At 74.9% G+C, this 17,640-nt stretch carries 13 protein-coding genes; 5 read left to right on the top strand and 8 right to left on the bottom strand.

Features of this window, described 5'->3' with window-relative positions; translation table 11 throughout:
* Positions 1–72: 72 nt before the first annotated feature.
* Positions 73–867 carry a S1 family peptidase gene (locus ACYVO2_RS10750; protein WP_461007448.1) on the bottom strand — a complete coding sequence of 265 codons (795 nt, stop codon included), beginning with the start codon at positions 865–867 and terminating at the stop codon, positions 73–75.
* A 729-nt stretch (positions 868–1,596) separates the two neighbouring features.
* Here ACYVO2_RS10750 and ACYVO2_RS10745 point away from each other — a divergent pair.
* Both ACYVO2_RS10745 and ACYVO2_RS10740 read left to right on the top strand, forming a co-directional pair.
* On the top strand, positions 1,597–2,448 hold the full coding sequence (locus tag ACYVO2_RS10745; protein WP_461007447.1) for a SecDF P1 head subdomain-containing protein: 852 nt from the start codon (positions 1,597–1,599) through the stop codon (positions 2,446–2,448).
* Between the two features lie 194 nt (positions 2,449–2,642).
* Positions 2,643–4,712: a PhoX family protein gene (locus ACYVO2_RS10740; protein WP_461007446.1), complete on the top strand. Its 2,070-nt coding sequence runs from the start codon at positions 2,643–2,645 to the stop codon at positions 4,710–4,712.
* Between the two features lie 51 nt (positions 4,713–4,763).
* Here ACYVO2_RS10740 and ACYVO2_RS10735 read toward each other — a convergent pair whose 3' ends face one another.
* Genes ACYVO2_RS10735 through ACYVO2_RS10725 form a run of 3 tightly spaced genes read right to left on the bottom strand, consistent with a single transcriptional unit; the run spans position 4,764 to position 7,833 of the window.
* Positions 4,764–6,080: an ABC transporter substrate-binding protein gene (locus ACYVO2_RS10735; protein WP_461007445.1), complete on the bottom strand. Its 1,317-nt coding sequence runs from the start codon at positions 6,078–6,080 to the stop codon at positions 4,764–4,766.
* Positions 6,077–6,919, bottom strand: coding sequence for a carbohydrate ABC transporter permease (locus ACYVO2_RS10730; RefSeq protein WP_461007444.1), 843 nt, complete (start codon positions 6,917–6,919; stop codon positions 6,077–6,079). The genes ACYVO2_RS10735 and ACYVO2_RS10730 overlap by 4 nt, the downstream gene beginning before the upstream one ends.
* Entirely contained in the window at positions 6,916–7,833 is a 918-nt protein-coding gene (locus tag ACYVO2_RS10725; protein ID WP_461007443.1) for a carbohydrate ABC transporter permease, read from the bottom strand. Before ACYVO2_RS10725 ends, ACYVO2_RS10730 begins: the two co-directional genes overlap by 4 nt.
* 97 nt (positions 7,834–7,930) lie before the next feature.
* Between ACYVO2_RS10725 and ACYVO2_RS10720 the strand changes: the two genes are divergently transcribed.
* Complete coding sequence (locus ACYVO2_RS10720) at positions 7,931–8,803, top strand: phosphotransferase enzyme family protein (RefSeq protein WP_461007442.1); 873 nt, start codon at positions 7,931–7,933, stop codon at positions 8,801–8,803.
* A 30-nt stretch (positions 8,804–8,833) separates the two neighbouring features.
* Here the strand turns inward: ACYVO2_RS10720 and ACYVO2_RS10715 are convergent, their stop codons facing one another.
* The 4 genes from ACYVO2_RS10715 to ACYVO2_RS10700 all read right to left on the bottom strand — a co-directional run bounded on the left by ACYVO2_RS10715 (position 8,834) and on the right by ACYVO2_RS10700 (position 12,585).
* Positions 8,834–9,229, bottom strand: coding sequence for a RidA family protein (locus tag ACYVO2_RS10715; protein WP_461007441.1), 396 nt, complete (start codon positions 9,227–9,229; stop codon positions 8,834–8,836).
* A 294-nt stretch (positions 9,230–9,523) separates the two neighbouring features.
* Positions 9,524–10,009 carry an RrF2 family transcriptional regulator gene (locus tag ACYVO2_RS10710; RefSeq protein WP_461007440.1) on the bottom strand — a complete coding sequence of 162 codons (486 nt, stop codon included), beginning with the start codon at positions 10,007–10,009 and terminating at the stop codon, positions 9,524–9,526.
* Positions 10,010–10,233: 224 nt separating this feature from the next.
* Positions 10,234–10,962: an exonuclease domain-containing protein gene (locus ACYVO2_RS10705; RefSeq protein WP_461007439.1), complete on the bottom strand. Its 729-nt coding sequence runs from the start codon at positions 10,960–10,962 to the stop codon at positions 10,234–10,236.
* 390 nt (positions 10,963–11,352) lie between these two features.
* Complete coding sequence (locus tag ACYVO2_RS10700; protein ID WP_461007438.1) at positions 11,353–12,585, bottom strand: SAV2148 family HEPN domain-containing protein; 1,233 nt, start codon at positions 12,583–12,585, stop codon at positions 11,353–11,355.
* A 395-nt stretch (positions 12,586–12,980) separates the two neighbouring features.
* Here ACYVO2_RS10700 and glgX point away from each other — a divergent pair, with 395 nt between their 5' ends.
* Positions 12,981–15,104 (top strand): glycogen debranching protein GlgX, encoded by a 2,124-nt coding sequence (gene glgX, locus ACYVO2_RS10695; RefSeq protein ID WP_461007437.1) that lies wholly within the window; start codon positions 12,981–12,983, stop codon positions 15,102–15,104.
* Positions 15,105–15,167: 63 nt separating this feature from the next.
* Positions 15,168–17,630 carry a malto-oligosyltrehalose synthase gene (gene treY, locus ACYVO2_RS10690; protein WP_461007436.1) on the top strand — a complete coding sequence of 821 codons (2,463 nt, stop codon included), beginning with the start codon at positions 15,168–15,170 and terminating at the stop codon, positions 17,628–17,630.
* The last annotated feature ends 10 nt before the right edge of the window (positions 17,631–17,640 follow it).

The following is a 17,640-nucleotide window of genomic DNA, read 5'->3' as shown; positions in this document are numbered from 1 at the left end:
CGGCCCCGGGGCGCGCGCCGGCCCGGGGCGCGGTGCGCCCCGGGCCGGTTCTCGCGGGTGGCCGGGCGGGCGTCAGCCGCCGAGCGAGGCCGCCGCCGTCCTGATGGCGGAGGCGAAGGTGCTCACCTCGGTGTACACACCCGGGTAGTTGGGCCGGGCGCAGCCGTTGCCCCAGCTCACGATGCCGACCTGGATCCAGGCGTTGTTGTTGTCCCGGCGGAACATCGGGCCGCCGGAGTCGCCCTGGCAGGTGTCCACGCCGCCGGAGGAGTACCCGGCGCAGATCTCCTCGCTCGCGATGAGGTCCGGGTAGGAGCGGCTGCACGTGGCGTCGCTGACGAACGGCACGCTGGCCTTGAGCAGGTACCGCTGCTGCGCGCCGCCCTCGGTGGCGGCGCCCCACCCGGCGACGGTGAAGGTGCCGGTGTTGTAGGTGGTGGTGGAGGCGATGGGCAGCGTGGCCAGGTTCGTCACCGGCTGCTGGAGGCGGATGAGCGCCCAGTCCTTGCCGGCGCCGTTGTAGCCCGGCGCCCGGTAGACGTAATTGGATCTGATCTTGATGGCGCTCGAGCTCTGGAGGTCCACGACGCCGAGGGTCGCGGTGATGCCGGTGTTCGTCCCGGTGGAGCCGACGCAGTGCGCCGCGGTGAGGACGAGCGTCGGCGAGTACAGCGAACCGCCGCAGCCCATCGACAGGCGCACCATGAAGGGGAACTCGCCCTGTGCCGCGCGGGTGCCTCCGACGACGGAGGGCGCCTCGGAGGGGCCGGGCTCCTTCGCCTGGGCGGGAGCCTGGAGACTGAGCGCCGCCAGCGTCACGGCCCCCATGGCCACGAGCCTCTTCCACGAGGCCAGCCACTTCTTCACGACAGGTGTTCCTTTCGGTCGGGGACCCCGCCAACGGCCGTGGCGGGGACGTGAGTCGAGGCGAACACGCCATCCGAACAGTGCGGTGCGGATGTTTCGCGACGGTGTCCTCGGTGTCGCTCACGTGTTGCCATATACATGCCAACCAGGAGGCCGTGCGGGGGCCTCGCACACTGACGGACGAGGTGGAACGGCGCGGGCTAACCCGCCCCCGGCACCTGCGGACGCTCCGGACCCGACTGCCGCGCACACACTGCGAAGGTCATCGCATGTACTCCCTCGGTGGAGAGATCAGGGCGCGGCGGGATGCTCGACTGCCGCAGGCGGACTGGCCGGTGGGCTTTCTCCGCGCTGAGGGAAGTATGAGGATCACTCACCTTGCTGGCAAGAGAGAGCGAGTGGGTGTCAGGTACGCGACGAAAAGTAGCGCCGGATCCGGCCTCTCGGGGGCGCGGGGCTCCACCCGGGGCGGCGGGGCCGCTCGGGCACCCCGGAGCACTCCCGCGCTCGCCAAACATGAACATGACCACACCTTCGCGAAGGGTCCCGCTGACGGCGTGTCGGCCATGTCCCGCCGGATTCCGGCCCGCCTCGGCCCGGTGCCGCAGGCGGCGGTTCCACCGGCCGGGGCGGGCGGCCGCGCCATGCGCGCCACGGCGGGTTCCCGGCCCTGTCACGCTTGTGTCACCGCCCGTGCCCCGCCCGCCGCGCCGCCCGACAATGGCCCGCATGGGTACCTCCCGGCCGTCCCGCGCGGCCCTCCTCGCCTGCGTCCTCGCCGCCGCCCTGGCCACCGCCGCCTGCTCCGGGTCGTCGGACGACTCGGGGAAGGACGACGCGTCCCCCTCCCCCACCGGGCCCCGGACCACGGTGGTGTTCGAGCCCGCGGCCGCGGCGGGCGAGCGGGAGCTGGCCGCCGTCGCCGAGCGGATCAGGAACCGGGCGCTCGCGGCCGGGCGCGAGGGCGTGGACGTCCGGGTGGCCGACGGGGCCGTCACCGTCTCGGCCGTCGGCGTCGGCCGGGACCGGCTGACCTGGCTGGGCCGCTCGGGCGACCTGGCGTTCCGCCCGGTGCTCGCCTCGCGCATGGGCACCGGGACCGCGGCGCCCGGCACCCCGCAGGAGCTGCGCGCGCTGGACTGCGCGGCCCCGCCCGGCCCCGCGGCGAAGAACGACAAGGCCCTGGCCTGCGCGGAGGACGGCACCGGCTACTGGCTGGAACCCGCCGCGCTCGGCGAGGAGGACGTCACCGCGGCGAAGTCCCGGTACGACCAGAACGGCGGGGGCTGGCTGGTGGACATGGAGCTGACCGACCGGGGCGGCGCGCGATTCGCCGAGCTGTCCGGGGACCTGGCGGCCCGGCAGCCACCCGGGAACCAGATGGCGATCGTGCTCGACGGGCACGTGCTGTCCGCCCCCGCGGTCCAGCAGCGCATCGAGGGCGGCAGGGTGCAGATCGCGGGCAGCCTCACCCGGGACGAGGCCGAGGAGCTGGCCGTCCTGATCACGGAGGGCACCCTGCCGGTGCCGCTGAAGCCCCCGCCGGGGCGGGAGAGCGCCTCCCCGGAGGCGAGCGGCTGACCCGGCGCGCGGGGCGGCCTGCCTCCTTCCGCGCGGCCGTCCCGGCAGGTCGAGGCCCCCTCGAACGGAAAACGCCAGGCGTTCACCGTTCGTTCACACCCAGGTCGCCGTCGGCTGGGCGGGCGGGCCTAGCGTCCGGGTGCACTGACGAACGACACCGCGTCGGCCCCCCGGCGCCGCACCCTGGAGGACACGTGCGCAAGCCGCTCCCGCTGCTGAGCTCCCACCCTGGCGGGCGCTCGGCGCTCACCTGCCGCTTCCGTTGCGGTGACGCCTGCTTCCACGAGGTGCCCAACACCTCCGGCAACGCCTACCTCGGTGACGTCGTCGCCACCGCGCTCTCCCGCCGCGGCGCGCTGCGGGCGGGCGCCGTGGTCGCGGCCGTCACCGCGGCGGGCGCCACCGGGGTCCTCGGGGCCGACCCGGCCGCCGCGCGGGGCGCCGCCGCCCCGGCGAAGGGCGGCGCCGCGGCCCGCCCGGCGCGCGGCCTGCGCTTCACCCCCGTCGCCCCGAACACCGCCGACGCGGTCGTGGTGCCGGAGGGCTACGGCCAGAACGTCGTGATCCGCTGGGGCGAGCCGATCCTGCGGGGGGCGCCCGACTTCGACCCCGACCGCCTGTCGGCCCGCGCCCAGGCCATGCAGTTCGGCTACAACAACGACTTCCTCACGCTGCTCGACCTGCCGGGCGAGTGCGACCGGCAGGTGCTTGTCGCCAACCACGAGTACACCGACGAGGTGCTGATGTTCGCCGGGTACGACCCGGCGAACCCCACCCGCGAGCAGGTCGAGATCGCCTGGGCCGCGCACGGCATGAGCGTCGTGGTGGTGGCCGAGGAGCGCCGCCTGGGCCGGCTGACCGCCGTGCGGCGGCACCACCTCAACCGCAGGATCACCGCGACCACGCCGTTCCGGCTGACCGGCCCGGCCGCGGGCAGCCCGCTGCTGCGCACCTCCGCCGACCCGAGCGGCACCCGGGTGCTGGGCACCCTGAACAACTGCGCGGGCGGCACCACCCCGTGGGGCACGGTCCTGTCCGGCGAGGAGAACTTCAACCAGTACTTCGCCAACGCCGCGTCCGTCACCGACCCGGACACCAAGGCCCGCCTGGCCCGCTACGGCATGACCGGCGCCGCCAGCGAGCGCAAGTGGGAGCGCTTCGACCAGCGGTTCGACCTGGCCAAGGAGCCGAACGAGGCGAACCGTTTCGGCTGGGTCGTGGAGGTGGACCCGTACGACCCGCAGTCCACGCCGCGCAAGCGCACCGCGCTCGGCCGGTTCAAGCACGAGGGCGCCGAGCCGCAGCTCACCCGCGACGGCCGCCCCGTGGTCTACATGGGCGACGACGAGCGGTTCGACTACATGTACAAGTTCGTCTCCGCCAAGCGCATGATGCGCGGCGGGAGCCGGGCCGCCCGCGAGCACAACCTGACACTGCTGGACGAGGGCACCCTGTACGTCGCGAAGTTCACCGGGGACAGCCCCGCGGGCGACTTCGACGGCACGGGCAGGCTCCCCGCCGACGGCGAGTTCGACGGCAGCGGCCAGTGGATACCGCTGGCCAGCGGGAAGAAGTCGTTCGTGCCCGGCATGACCGCCGACGAGGTCTACGTGCACACCCGGCTCGCCGCCGACAAGGTGGGCGCCACCAAGATGGACCGCCCCGAGGACGTCGAGCCGAGCCCGCGCACCGGCCGGGTGTACGTGGCCCTGACGAACAACACCAACCGCGGCAAGGCGGGCGTGCCGGGCGCCGACGAGGCCAACCCGCGCAACGCCAACAAGCACGGGCACGTCCTGGAGCTCACCGAGAGCGGAAACAACCCGGCGAGCGAGCGGTTCGCCTGGAAGCTGCTGCTGGTGTGCGGCGACCCGCAGGACCCGGGCACCTACTTCGCCGGGTTCCCCAAGGACCAGGTGAGCCCCATCTCCTGCCCGGACAACGTCACCTTCGACCCGCACGGCAACCTGTGGATCTCCACGGACGGCAACGCCCTGGGCACCCACGACGGCCTGTTCGGCGTGGCCGTGGAGGGCCCGCGGCGCGGCCAGGTCCGCCAGTTCCTCACCGTGCCGAACGGCGCCGAGACCTGCGGTCCGATCGTGCAGGACCGGCGGGTGCTGGTCGCCGTGCAGCACCCGGGCGAGGTGGACGGCGCCAGCGTCGAGAAGCCGGCGTCCGCGTGGCCCGACGGCCCCGGCAAGCTGGTGCGCCCGGCCGTGGTGAGCGTGTGGCGCCAGGACGGCGGGGACATCGGGGTCTGACCCCACCCCGGTCCCCGCACGGGCGCCCTCCGCGAGGCGGGGGGCGCCCGCTCAGCGCTGGTAGCGGGCCAGCACGCGGTTGCCGTCCCGGACCAGCGCGCGGCGCAGCCCGTCCAGGTCGGTGCCGCCGCTGTAGTACTCCTGGAAGGCGGGGGTGGCGATCTTGTCCTTCCACTCCGGGTAGCCCCGCACGGCCAGCGCCGGGGCGGGCCGCAGGTGCGGGGCGAGCGCGGTGCCGGTGCGCCAGCCGTGCTCGGCGGTGTTCAGCGACGGGTCGGCGAGCGCGGTCCGGCCGGTCGGCAGCATCCAGTCGCCCTTGGCGAGGCGGACCATGTTGTCCGGGGCGAGCAGGAAGTCGAGGAACGCGACGGCCTCGCGGGGGTGGTCGCTGTCCGCGGCGACCGACAGCGTCTGCGGGCTGGCCCCCTGCTCCTGCCCGGTGGTGCCCGGCCCGGCGGGGCCGCGCGGGGCGGGCAGCACCACCCAGTCGAAGCCCTCCGGCGCCTGCTGCGCGATCTGCTGGCGGTAGGACAGGCCGAGCGGCACCATGGCGTACTTCCCGGCGAAGAACCCGGGCAGCGTGTCGGAGCCGCTCATCAGCAGCGTCTCGCGGGCGGCGCTGCGGTCGTCGTTCATCTGCCGGCGCACCAGCGCGGGGACGCGGGCGTCGGCGGCGCCGAACCGGATCCGCACCTTCCCGTCGGCGCCGCGGTGGAAGACCCGGCCGCCGGTGCCGAGCGACAGGTTCAGCGTGGCGCTGACCGGCTCCTTCAGCGGCCACGCCACCCCGTGCACGCCCGGTCCCGTCAGCCGCTTCGCGGCGGCGGCGAACTCCTCCCACGTCCACGGGTCCCGCACGGTGGGCAGGGGCACGCCGGCGCGCTCGAGCAGCGTCCTGTTGGCCATCACCACGCGTGGCTCCTGGAGGAAAGGCACGCCGTGGATGCCGTCGCCGAACCGCACCGTCCGCCAGCTCTCCTCGGGGATCTCGCGGCGCAGTCGCTCCGGGAGCAGGCCGGTGAGGTCGGCGAGGTGGCCGCCGTAGGCGAAGTCGGCGAGGTCGTCGGCGGCGTCGTGCACGATGTCGGGCGCCTCGCCGCCCTCGAAGGAGGTGAGCAACTGGTCGTGGACGGTGTTCCAACTGCCCTGCACGTACTGCACCCGCACACCGGGGTGGGTGCGGTTCCACTCGTCCACCAGCTCCCTGGTGGCCTCGACCGACTCGCGCTGCCAGGCCAGGGACAGGAACCGCAGCGTGACCCGCCCTTCCCCGTCCCCTTCGCCCCCGCCCCCGCAGCTCGCGGCGAGCAGGGCCAGCACGGTGAGCAGCGCCGCCGCCCGCGCCCGCGCCACCCGGGCCCGGCTCACGACTTCACCGCCCCGGCCAGCAGCCCCGAGGTCAGCCTGCGCTGGAGGACGGCGAACAGCGCCACGCTGGGCACGGTGGCCAGCAGCGACGCCGCCGCCAGCGGCCCGAGGTCCACCGCCCCCTCGGCGCCCAGGAACCTGGTCAGCACCACCGGCAGCGTCTGCTTCTCCGGGGTCTTCAGCAGCACCAGCGCGAAGAAGAACTCGTTCCACGCGGTGACGAACGCGAACAGCAGCGTCGCCACCAGACCGGGCGCGAGCAGCGGCAGCACCACGCCGGTCAGCGTCCGCAGCCGCCCGGCTCCGTCCACGGCCGCCGCCTCCTCCAGCTCGCGGGGCAGCGCCCGCACATACCCGGCGAGCATCCACACCGCGAACGGCAGGCTCCACACCACGTACACCAGCACCAGGCCCGGCAGCGCGTCGATCAGGCGCAGCTCCCGCAGCACCAGGAACAGCGGGATGATCACCAGCACGAACGGGAACGCCTGCCCCACCAGCACCCACCCGGTCACGGCCCGCCCGAACACCGACCGGTACCGGGCCACCACCCACGCCACGGGCACGGCGAGCAGCACCGCGAGCACCGCGGAGCAGGACGCCACCAGCAGGCTGTTGCCCGCCGCGCGCAGCAGCGGCTGCTCGTCGAACGCGGCCCGGAAGTTGTCCAGGGTGGGGTCGTCGGGGATCCAGCCGGGGTGCACGCTCGCCAGCTCCCGGGGTGGCTTGAACGCGGTGGAGGCCAGCCACACCAGGGGGAAGGCGAGGAAGACCAGGTAGCCGAGGAGCGCCGTGTACTTGCCCGCCCGCCCCAGCGCCCCGCGGCGCCGCCGCCTCACCGCTGCTCCTCCCCCGCGAGCCGCCCGCGCAGATACAGCGTCAGCAGCACCGCCACGCAGGCCACCAGCACGCACCCCATGGCCGCCGCGTACCCGTACTGGCCGTAGGCGAACGCCTCCTCGTAGGCGAACAGCATCGGCAGCCTGGTGCGCCCGCCGGGGCCGCCGCCGGTCAGGACGTACACCAGGGCGAAGGCGTTGATGTTCCAGATGAAGTTCAGCGCGGTGATCGCGAGGGCCACCGGGCGCAGCGCGGGCCAGGTCACCGCCAGGAAGCGGCGCCAGGCCCCGGCGCCGTCCACGGCCGCGGCCTCGCGCAGCTCGCGGGGCACGTTCTGCAACCCGGCGAGCAGCACCACGGTGGTCACGGGCAGGCCCGCCCACACCCCGACGGCGATCACCGCGGGCAGCGCCACCGACAGGTCGCCGAGCCAGTTGACGCCGTCGTCGGCCAGCGCCAGGTCGCGCAGGGTCTCGTTGAGGATTCCGGCGTCCGGGTGGTACACCAGCCGCCACATCACGCCGACGACGACCTCGGGCATCGCCCACGGCACGATGGCCAGCGCCCGGGCCAGCCAGCGCAGCCGCAGGTCCTGGTCGAGCAGCAGGGCGAGGCCGAGCGCCAGCAGGAACTGCGGGACGGTCACCCCGACGGCCCACACCAGGCCGATGCGGAACGACTCCCAGAACAGGGTGTCGTGCCGCAGGTCCCGGAAGTTCAGCGTGCCGATGAACTCGGTGGGCTCGGTGCGCCCGTACTGCGCGTCGGTGAACGCCAGCGCCACCCCGTACAGCAGCGGCCCGACGCTGAGCACGAGGACGGGCAGCAGGGCGGGCAGGAGCAGGAACCACGCGCCGCGGTCGAGCACCGGCGCGCGCCCGCGCGCGGCGGGAGCGGTGGCTGCTGCGGTCACTCGTCCCCCATCCCCGGCGCGCCCCGGCGCGCACCCGTTCCCGCGGACTTCGCCATGGTCATCAGTGGGCAGGGCCGCGTCAAGTTACCCTGCGTGGATGGAGGGCATGTCGTGGTCGCAGGACCGGGCGCGGGAGCTGCTGCGCGCGGCCGGGTTCGAGGCGGGGCGGGCACGGGCGCTGTCGCTGGGCGAGAACGCGGTGTTCGCGCTCGCGGAGGGCCCGGTCGCCAAGGTCGGCCGGGCGCCGGAGCTGGCCGCCAGGGCCGAGCACGAGCTGCGCGTGGCGGACTGGCTCGCCGGGCGGCAGGTGCCCGCGGTGCGCCCGGCGCGGCCCGAGCCGCTGCTGGTGGACGGGCACCCGGTGACGCTGTGGGAGCCGCTGCCCGACGCGGTGCGCCCGCCCGGGGCCGCCGACCTCGCCGCGCTGCTGCGGGTGCTGCACGCCCTGCCGGACCCGCCGTTCCCGCTGCCGCGCCGCGACCTGCTCGGCGGGGTGGAGCGCTGGCTGCGGCTGGCCGGGCCGCACATAGACCCGGCGGACGCGGCGTTCCTGCGCCACCGCCGCGACGAGTTCGCCGCGGCGGTGTGCGAGGTCAAGCCGGTGATGAGCCCGGGGCCCGTGCACGGCGACGCGCTGCCGCGCAATGTGTGGGTGGGGCCGAACGGGCCGGTGCTGCTCGACCTGGAGACGGTCTCCCACGACCTGCGCGAGCACGACCTGGTGGTGATGGCGCTGGCCAGGGACAGGTACGGCCTGCCGGAGCCGGAGTACCGGGCGTTCACCGACACCTACGGCTGGGACGTGGCCGAGTGGGACGGCGCGCTGGTGCTGCGCGGCGCCCGCGAGACGGCGGGCGCCGCGTGGATCGCCCAGCACGTGCCGGGCGACCCGCGGGCGCTGGCCGAGTTCCGCCGCCGGGTGGCCTCGCTGCGGGAGGGGGACACCCGGGTCAGGTGGCAGTCGTTCTGACCCGGGTCGGCCCTCGCGGGCCGCCGCCGGTCAGGGCCTGACGGCGACGGCGTCGATCTCGAAGAGCATGCCGGGCAGCGCGAGCGACGCCACCCCGATCAGGGTCTGCGTGGGCGGGCGCTCGCCCCAGATCCGCCCGACGGCCCCCGCGAGCACGGCCAGCTTCGCGGCGTCGTGGTCCACCACATAACTGCCGAGCCGCACGACGTGCCGGTGGTCGAGCCCGACCTCCTTCAGCGCGGTGCCGAGGTTCGCCAGGGAGCGCTCGACCTGCTCGGCGAAGTCCGGCGAGGTGACCTGGCCGGTGGCGTCGGAGGCGTACTGCCCGGCGATGAACACCAGCTCTCCCGACACGGTGGCCACATGGCTGTAGCCGAAGGGCACGGGGTCGTGGAGGGCGGCGGGGTTGAGGATGGTGTGGGGCATGGGTGGCTCCGTTTCCGGGTGGGGTGTCGGTCGGGTCGTTGGGACGGGCTCACGGGGCGGGGTCGCCGTCGGGTCGGGCCGTACGGGGCCGAGGTCCGGCGGACGGGCGCCGGGGTTCGGCGGGCCCCGCCCCGCACGGCCGCTCCCGCTCCTCGTCGACGCCCGGCCCGCGGCAGCGCGCCGCGATAACAGGACAAAAATCATCCAGAATTCTCCCCGTTCAAAGCCCCTCCTCGGAGGGGCGGTGATCAGTGTGGGCGATGATCAGTGCGGGCGGCGCCCGCCCGCGCGGGCTCAGCCCGGCGCGTCGGCGAACCAGCGGCGGGTGCGGGCGGGCACGCCGGGGGCGTCCCGCTCGACCCCGGCGATGACGTCGGCGAGGGTCTGCGCGGCCAGCTCCTTGCGCCACGCGAGCTCGGCCCGGCGCATCGCCTGGTCCAGCACGCAGGGTGTGCCGTAGTCGTCGGACGGGAGGGCGGTGGGCGCCTGCTGGCGGATCTCGGCGCAGCGGAACGCCGGGTCGGGGCCCTCGATGGCCGCCACCACGTCCATCAGCGTGATCCGCTCCGGCGCCCGGGCCAGCCGGAATCCCCCGCCGGGCCCCCGGGACGAGGTGACGATGCCCGCCCTGGCCAGCGCTTGGAGCTGCTTGTTGAGATAGGCGGGGGGCAGCTCGTAGAAGGCGGCCAGCTTCGCCGCCGTGACCGCCTGGCCGGGCTCGACCCAGGCCAGGTTCAGGCAGCAGTGCATGGCCCACTCCACGCCCTCGCTCATCCGCATAACTGGATATTAGATGTCCTGAATACCGCTCGGCAACCCCCCTCGCGCCCGGCGGACCCCGGGAGGGGCCCGCCCGCACCGGCACCGCCCCCGCCGCCCCCGCACCTCCGGCCGTCCGCGCCGGAGCGGCGTCCGGCGCCCGGCGCGGTACGCCGCACGGCGGAGGAGCTCCCGCGCACCGGTCCGCACGCCCGGCGGGGACGGCGGGGACGGCCGGGCGGACCCTAGGCCGGTTCCGCCGCCGCCCACCGCGGCTCGCGCAGGGGCCAGCGGCCGTCCACCACGGCCTGCGGGTCCTTCGCCCGGCGCAGCCACTCCTGGAAGCCCGCGGCCCAGTCCGCGTGCCAGGTGATCTGGGTGCGGTGCAGGTCCCACGGCTCCTTGGCGGCCACCTGGGGGTGGCGCTCCGCCAGGGCGACGGCGACCCGCACCGCGGCCAGCGCGTCGGCCGCCGCCTCGTGGGCGCCGTCCAGCACCACCCCGTACACCTCGCACGCCGCCTCCAGGGTCCGTCTGCCCTTGCGGAAGCGGTCCACCGCGCGGTCCACCGTCAGCGGGTCCACCACCGGGCCCACCTCGCCGCCCAGGCGCGCGGCGAGGGACGGCAGGGCGTGGCGGCGCAGCTCGGCCGAGAGCAGGCTCAGGTCGAACGCGGCGTTGAACGCGACGACGGGCGTGCCCGCCGCCCAGTGCGCGGCGAGCGCGGCGGCTATCTCCTCGACGGCCGGTCGGGCGGGGCGGCCCTCGGCGCGGGCCCGCTCCGTGGTGATGCCGTGGATGGCCGCCGCGTCCTCCGGCACGGGTATGCCGGGGTCGAGCAGCCAGTGCCTGGCCTGGAGCAGCTCGCCGTCCTTCACCTCGGTCAGCGCGGCGGTGACGATCCGTGAGCTCTCCGGGTCCGTCCCCGTCGTCTCCAGATCGAAACCGACCAGCAACTCCTGATGCCACCCCATGTGTGTGCTTCCTTCCCTTAACCACCCCGTTGGACTCCATCATCCCAAGCACCACTGACACCGGGCCCGGCACCGGGCACGCGCGGCGGCGCCCGCGCGCGGCGGACGGGGCGGAGGAGCGGGGCAACCGGGGCCCGGACCGGGGCCGTTGAGGTGCCGCGGGACCGGGAGGGACGGCACCGCGGGGCCGTCCGGGGCCGTCCGGGGAGCGCCGCGAGGGCGGCGGGACGGCACACCGGGCCGAACACCCCGGGGAGGCACGGGAGTTCCCGGCCGAACGGACACGGCAGTCCCGTCGGCGGACGGGGCGGACGGGGCGGACGGCCCGCCGAGGCCCGCGGCGCCCCCTCCCGGGGCGCGGGCGGCCCGCACCGCCGGGGGCACCCGCGGCTACGACACCGGCCGCGAGTCCGTCCACACGCCTTCGAACTCCTCGCGGTAGATCTCGAAGAGCCCGTGGTCCACCGAGGTGTCGCCGTGCACCAGGTCCCGGCCGCCGCCCCGCAGCACGAAGGCGGGCGACTCCACGCCGCGGGCGCGGCGCAGGTAGGGCTGGACTATGGCCACCCCCTCGGGGCTGTCCCCGTCCACCAGGTAGGCCGTGAAGCGCGGGGTCTCGTCGAACACGCGGATCTCGAAGCCCGCGGTGTCCCGCAGCCGGGCCCGCACCCGGCGCATGTGCATGATGTTCATCTCCACGGACCGGCTGAGCTCGCCCCGCCCGAGCCCGAGTTCCCGCTCGCGGCGGCGCACCGCGCTGCTGGCCGGGTTGAGGAACAGCAGCCGGGCCCGGCACCCGGCCTCGGCGAGCCGGACCAGGCGGCGGCCGGGGTAGTTCTGCACCAGCAGGTTCAGCCCGATGCCGATGGCGTCCAGCCGGTGCGCGCCGCCGAACATGTCCTCGACCGGCAACTGGCGCTGGAGCCTGACCCGGTCCGGGTGCACCCCGACCACGTCGGCGTACCGGTCGCCGACCAGTTCCTCGACCACGTCCACCGGCAGCCGCGTGCCCTCGGCGCCGCCGCCCGCGCCGAGCATGTCCAGCAGCCGCCGCGCCGCCCGCTCGGCCTGGGCGAGCACGGTCTCCGACAGGGCCCGGTTGCGGGACACGACGTGCCGGGCCACCTCCAGCTCGTCCAGGGCGAGTTCGAGCTCGCGGCGGTCGGGCAGGAACGGGTCGAAGCAGGGCCAGTGCTGCACGATGAGCTCGCGCAACTGCGGGAGGGTCAGGAAGACCAGCAGCTCGTCGTCGGCGGGGTCGAGCAGATAGCCCTTGCGGCGGCTGACCTCGCGGACGGCGGCGGCCCGCTGCACCCACTCGTGCCCGGCGGGCCCGGCGGCGGCCACCACCCACTCGTCCCCGTGCACCGGCTCGTAGATGGGGCGCAGGGCGGCGTCCACCACGGCGCGCAGGCGCTGCTCGACCAGGTTCAGCCACACGTAGGCGCGGCCCGCGCGTCGGGCCCTGCGGCGTACCTCCGCCCAGTCGGCGGCTGCCCAGTCCAGTTCGGTGCCTATCTCGGTGGGTCGGGGAGCGGACACGGTGCCGGCTGCCCCCTCGCTGCGGCTGGAGTTTCCCTGGTGGCCGCCGTCGGAGGAGGGGAGGACCAGTCCCGAGGACACTACCGGCACCCGCCTTCCCACGGCCTGTTCGCAGGCCGTCGCGACCGTCTGCCGTCCGGCAGCGATCAAGAGTACTGAACTCGCGGGCGCGTGCGCAGCCCGATCCCCCCTCGGGATCGCCGGATCCTGTGTCGGTGTTGTGGCGCCCGCGCGCGGGCCGCGCCGCCGCCCGGCGCGGTCCGCGCAAACGGGCGAAGATGTTCCGAAAACCGTCCGGCTCCGCCCCTTGTGAGCGAGGATGCGCGTGTGCGGCACGTCACGGGGCAGATTCTCGTCGGCGGGCCGGTGCGGGGCAGTGACAAAGGAGTCGCTCCGCAGGCAAGGGCTCGTGCCCCGGGGACGCCCGCAGCGGCGGCGCCGGGGCATCGTCGTCAGGAAGAGATTGGGCCACCGAGATGAAGGTCTGGCCGGGGCGGGCCTATCCGCTGGGCGCCACGTTCGACGGCGCCGGCACCAACTTCGCGGTCTTCTCCGAGGTCGCGGAGCGCGTCGAGCTGTGTCTGCTGTCCGACGACGGCTCGGAGACGGCGGTGGAGCTGAAGGAGTCGGACGCGTTCGTCCGGCACGCCTATCTGCCGGGGGTGATGCCGGGGCAGCGCTACGGGTTCCGGGTGCACGGCCCCTACGACCCGCGGTCGGGGCGGCGCTGCAACTCCTCCAAACTGCTGCTGGACCCCTACGCCAAGGCGATGAGCGGCACCATCGGCTGGGACGAGTCGGTGTACGGCTACCACTTCGGGCAGCCCGACTCCCGCAACGACCTGGACTCGGCGCCGCACACCATGACGTCCGTGGTGGTCAACCCGTACTTCGACTGGGGCAACGACCGGCCGCCGCAGCACGGCTACCACGACACGGTGATCTACGAGGCCCACGTCAAGGGCCTGACCATGCTCCACCCGGACCTGCCGGAGGAGATCCGCGGCACCTACGCGGCGCTGGCGCACCCGGCGGTCATCGGGCACCTGGTGGAGCTCGGGGTCACCACGCTGGAGCTGATGCCCGTGCACCAGTTCGTCCACGACCACCGCCTGGTGGACACGGGGCTGGCCAACTACTGGGGCTACAACACCATCGGCTTCTTCGCCCCGCACGGCGCCTACTCCTCGCTCGGCGACCGGGGCGGGCAGGTGCAGGAGTTCAGGACGGCGGTCAAGGCCCTGCACGAGGCGGGGATCGAGGTGATACTCGACGTCGTCTACAACCACACCGCCGAGGGCAACCACCTGGGCCCCACCCTGTCCTTCCGGGGCCTGGACAACGCCTCGTACTACCGGCTGGCCGAGGACCGCCGCTACTACGAGGACACCACGGGCACCGGGAACACGCTGCTGATGCGCAGCCCGCACGTGCTCCAACTGATCATGGACTCGCTGCGCTACTGGGTCACCGAGATGCACGTGGACGGCTTCCGGTTCGACCTGGCGGCGAGCCTGGCCCGCCAGTTCCACGAGGTGGACCGCCTGTCGTCGTTCTTCGACCTGGTGCAGCAGGACCCGGTGGTCAGCCAGGTGAAGCTGATCGCCGAGCCGTGGGACGTCGGCGAGGGCGGCTACCAGGTGGGCAACTTCCCGCCGCTGTGGACGGAGTGGAACGGCAAGTACCGCGACACCGTCCGCGACCTGTGGCGCGGCGAGCCGGCGACGCTGGCGGAGTTCGGCTCCCGGCTGACCGGCTCCTCCGACCTGTACCAGGACGACGGCCGCCGCCCGCTGGCGTCGATCAACTTCGTCACCTGCCACGACGGCTTCACCCTGCACGACCTGGTCAGCTACAACGGCAAGCACAACGAGGCCAACGGCGAGGACAACCGGGACGGCGAGAGCCACAACCGCTCGTGGAACTGCGGCGCCGAGGGCGGGACCGACGACCCGGGGGTGCTGGCGCTGCGCGCCCGGCAGATGCGCAACTTCGTCGCCACGCTCATGCTCTCCCAGGGCGTGCCGATGCTCAGCCACGGCGACGAGTTCGCCCGCACGCAGGGGGGCAACAACAACGCCTACTGCCAGGACAACGAGCTGTCCTGGGTGCACTGGCCCGAGCGCGGGGAGACCTCGCCGGCCACCCGCATGCACGAGTTCACCCGCACCATGGTGTGGCTGCGCCGGGACCACCCGGTGCTGCGGCGGCGCCGCTTCTTCCGCGGACGCCAGGTGGCCGGGTCGCACGACGACCTGTCGGACATCGCCTGGTTCACCCCGGAGGGCGAGGAGATGACGGCGCGCGACTGGCAGGTGGCGTACGCCAAGTCGCTGACGGTGTTCCTCAACGGCAACGCCATCTCCGAGCCGGACGAGCGCGGGGAGCGGATCAGCGACGACTCCTTCCTGCTGATGTTCAACGCCAGTGAGAAGCCGCTGGACTTCGCGGTGCCCGACGCGCACGGCGCTCAGTGGCAGGTGGTGGTGGACACGGCGCTGGACGAGGGAGTGCCGCCGGGCGCCGGCGCGAAGCTGCGGGCGGGCGACCGGCTGACGGTGACGGACCGGTCGGTGGTGGTGCTCCAGCGGCCCGCCTGACGGGCGCCGCGGGCTCGCCCGGAAGGCGGTGGTGCGCGGACGGCGCGCGGGTAGGTGTCACCCATGACCACGCCGCCGTCGCCGCCCACCGCCACCTACCGGGTGCAGCTCACCCCCGACTTCCCGTTCGCCGCCGCGGCGGACGTCGTGCCGTACGCCGCCGCGCTCGGGGTGTCCCATCTGCACCTGTCCCCGGTGCTCCAGGCGGCGCCCGGGTCCACCCACGGCTACGACGTGGTGGACCACTGCCGGGTCAGCGCCGAACTCGGCGGCGAGGAGGGGCTGCGCGCCCTCGCCCGCACGGCCCGCGAGCACGGGCTCGGCCTGGTGCTGGACATCGTCCCCAACCACATGGGCGTGCCGGCGCCCGAGCACCTCAACCGGCCCCTGTGGTCGGTGCTGCGGGACGGCCCCTCCTCGCCGTTCGCCCGGTGGTTCGACATCGAGTGGGAGGCGCACGGCGGCCGGGTGCTCATGCCGTTCCTCGGCGCCCGCCTGGGGGAGGAGCTGGGCAGTCTCTCGCTGGAGACCCTCACCCTGGAGGACGCCGAGGGCCGGCCCCGCGAGGAAACGATCCTCCGGTACCACGACCACACCTTCCCGGTCCGCCCCGGCACCGAGCACCTGCCGCTGCCCGAGCTGCTGCGCCGCCAGTGGTACCGCCTGGCCTGGTGGCGGGTGGCCCCCGCCGAGCTGAACTACCGGCGCTTCTTCACCATCACCGGCCTGATCGGCCTGCGCGCCGAGGACCCCGAGGTGTTCGCCGCCACCCACGCCGTCCCGCTGCGCCTGATCGCCGAGGGCGTGGTGGACGGCCTGCGGGTGGACCACCCCGACGGCCTGGCCGACCCCCGCGGCTACCTGCGCCGCCTCGCCGACGCCACCGGCGGGCGCTGGACCGTGGTGGAGAAGGTCCTCACCGGCGACGAGCAACTGCCCCGCGACTGGCCCTGCGCCGGCACCACCGGCTACGACGCGCTGCGCCGTGTGGACGGGCTGTTCGTCAGCCCCGCCGGGGCCGCCGAGGTCACCGGCGGGTACGGCGCGTTCACCGCCGCCGACACCGGGCGCGCCGAGAGCTGGACGGAGACCGCCCGCCGCTCCTCCCGGGAGCTGCTGGCCGGGGAGCTGGCCGCCGAGGTGGAGCGCCTGACCCGGCTCGCCCACCGGATCTGCGCCGCCGAGGTGGCGCTGTGCGACCACGCCTACCCGTGCCTGCGCACCGCCGTGGTGGAGCTGCTGGCCTCCTACCCCGCCTACCGGCCCTACGTGGTGCCGGGCGAGCCCGCCCCGGACGAGGCGGTGCGGCTGATGGACGCCGCCGCCGACTTCGCCGGGTACGCGTTCGTGGTGCCGGAGGAGGCCGCCGCCGTGGACGTGGTGCGGGACCTGGCGCTCGGCGCGCTCGGACGCGGCCCGGAGAAGGACGAGTTCGCGGCGCGCTTCGCCCAGGTGTGCACGGCCGTGCGCGCCAAGGCGGTGGAGGACACCGCGTACTACCGGTGGTTCCCGCTGCTGTCGCTGAACGAGGTCGGCGGGGAGCCCGGCGCCCCGGGCTGCGACCCGGACGAGTTCCACGCGTTCTGCGCGCTGCTCCAGCGGGACCGGCCCGCCACCGGCACCGCGCTGTCCACCCACGACACCAAGCGCAGCGCCGACGTGCGGGCCCGGCTGGCCGTGCTCACCGAGGTGCCCGAGCGGTGGCGGGAGTGGCTGGCCCGCGTCCACGGCGCCCACGCCCACCGGCACCGCGCCGGCCTGCCGGACCGGGCCGCCGAGTACCTGGTGTGGCAGACCCTGCTGGGCCTGCCCGCCCCGGCCGACCCCGACCGCGTCACCGCCGCCGTCCGCAAGTCGCTGCGCGAGGCGGGCCTGCGCACCAACTGGACCGCGCCCGACCCGCGCTACGAGGAGGCCGTGCTGGACTTCGCCGCCGCGGCGGCCACGCACGCCTCGCGGGCCGCCGAGGAGCTGCTGGGCGACCACGCCGCGGCGGTGCGGGCCAATGTGCTCGGCGCGGCGCTGGTGCACCTGACCATGCCGGGCGTGCCGGACGTGTACCAGGGCACCGAGTCCACCCGGTACGACCTGGTGGACCCGGACAACCGGCGCCCGGTGCCGTTCCCCGAGCTGGCGAAGGCGCTGGCGAGGCTGGACGGCGGGGGCGGTCCGGACGGCCTGGCCGGGGAGAAGCTCCGCCTCACCGCGACCGCCCTGCGCCTGCGGCGGGCCCGCCCCGGCTGGTTCGGCGCGGCGGCGGGCCACACCCCGGTGCACGCCCGCGGCCCGGCGGCCGCCCACCTGGTGGCGTTCCACCGCGCCGGGGCGGTGCTGCCCGCCGTGACCCGCCTGTCCCACCTGCTCCAGCGGGCGGGCGGCTGGCGGGGGACGGTGCTGCCGCTGCCCGAGGGCGACTGGACGGACGCGCTGACGGGGCGGGCCTTCACCGGGCCGATGCCCGTCGCCGAGCTGCTGGCGCAGGCGCCGGTGGCGCTGCTGGTGCGCGACGGCGCCCCCGCGGCGTGATCCCGGCGGG

Source organism: Streptomyces capparidis (assembly GCF_054782095.1).
The sequence above is the reverse complement of the archived record's forward strand: the minus strand, read 5'-3'. Positions and strand labels throughout refer to the sequence as shown.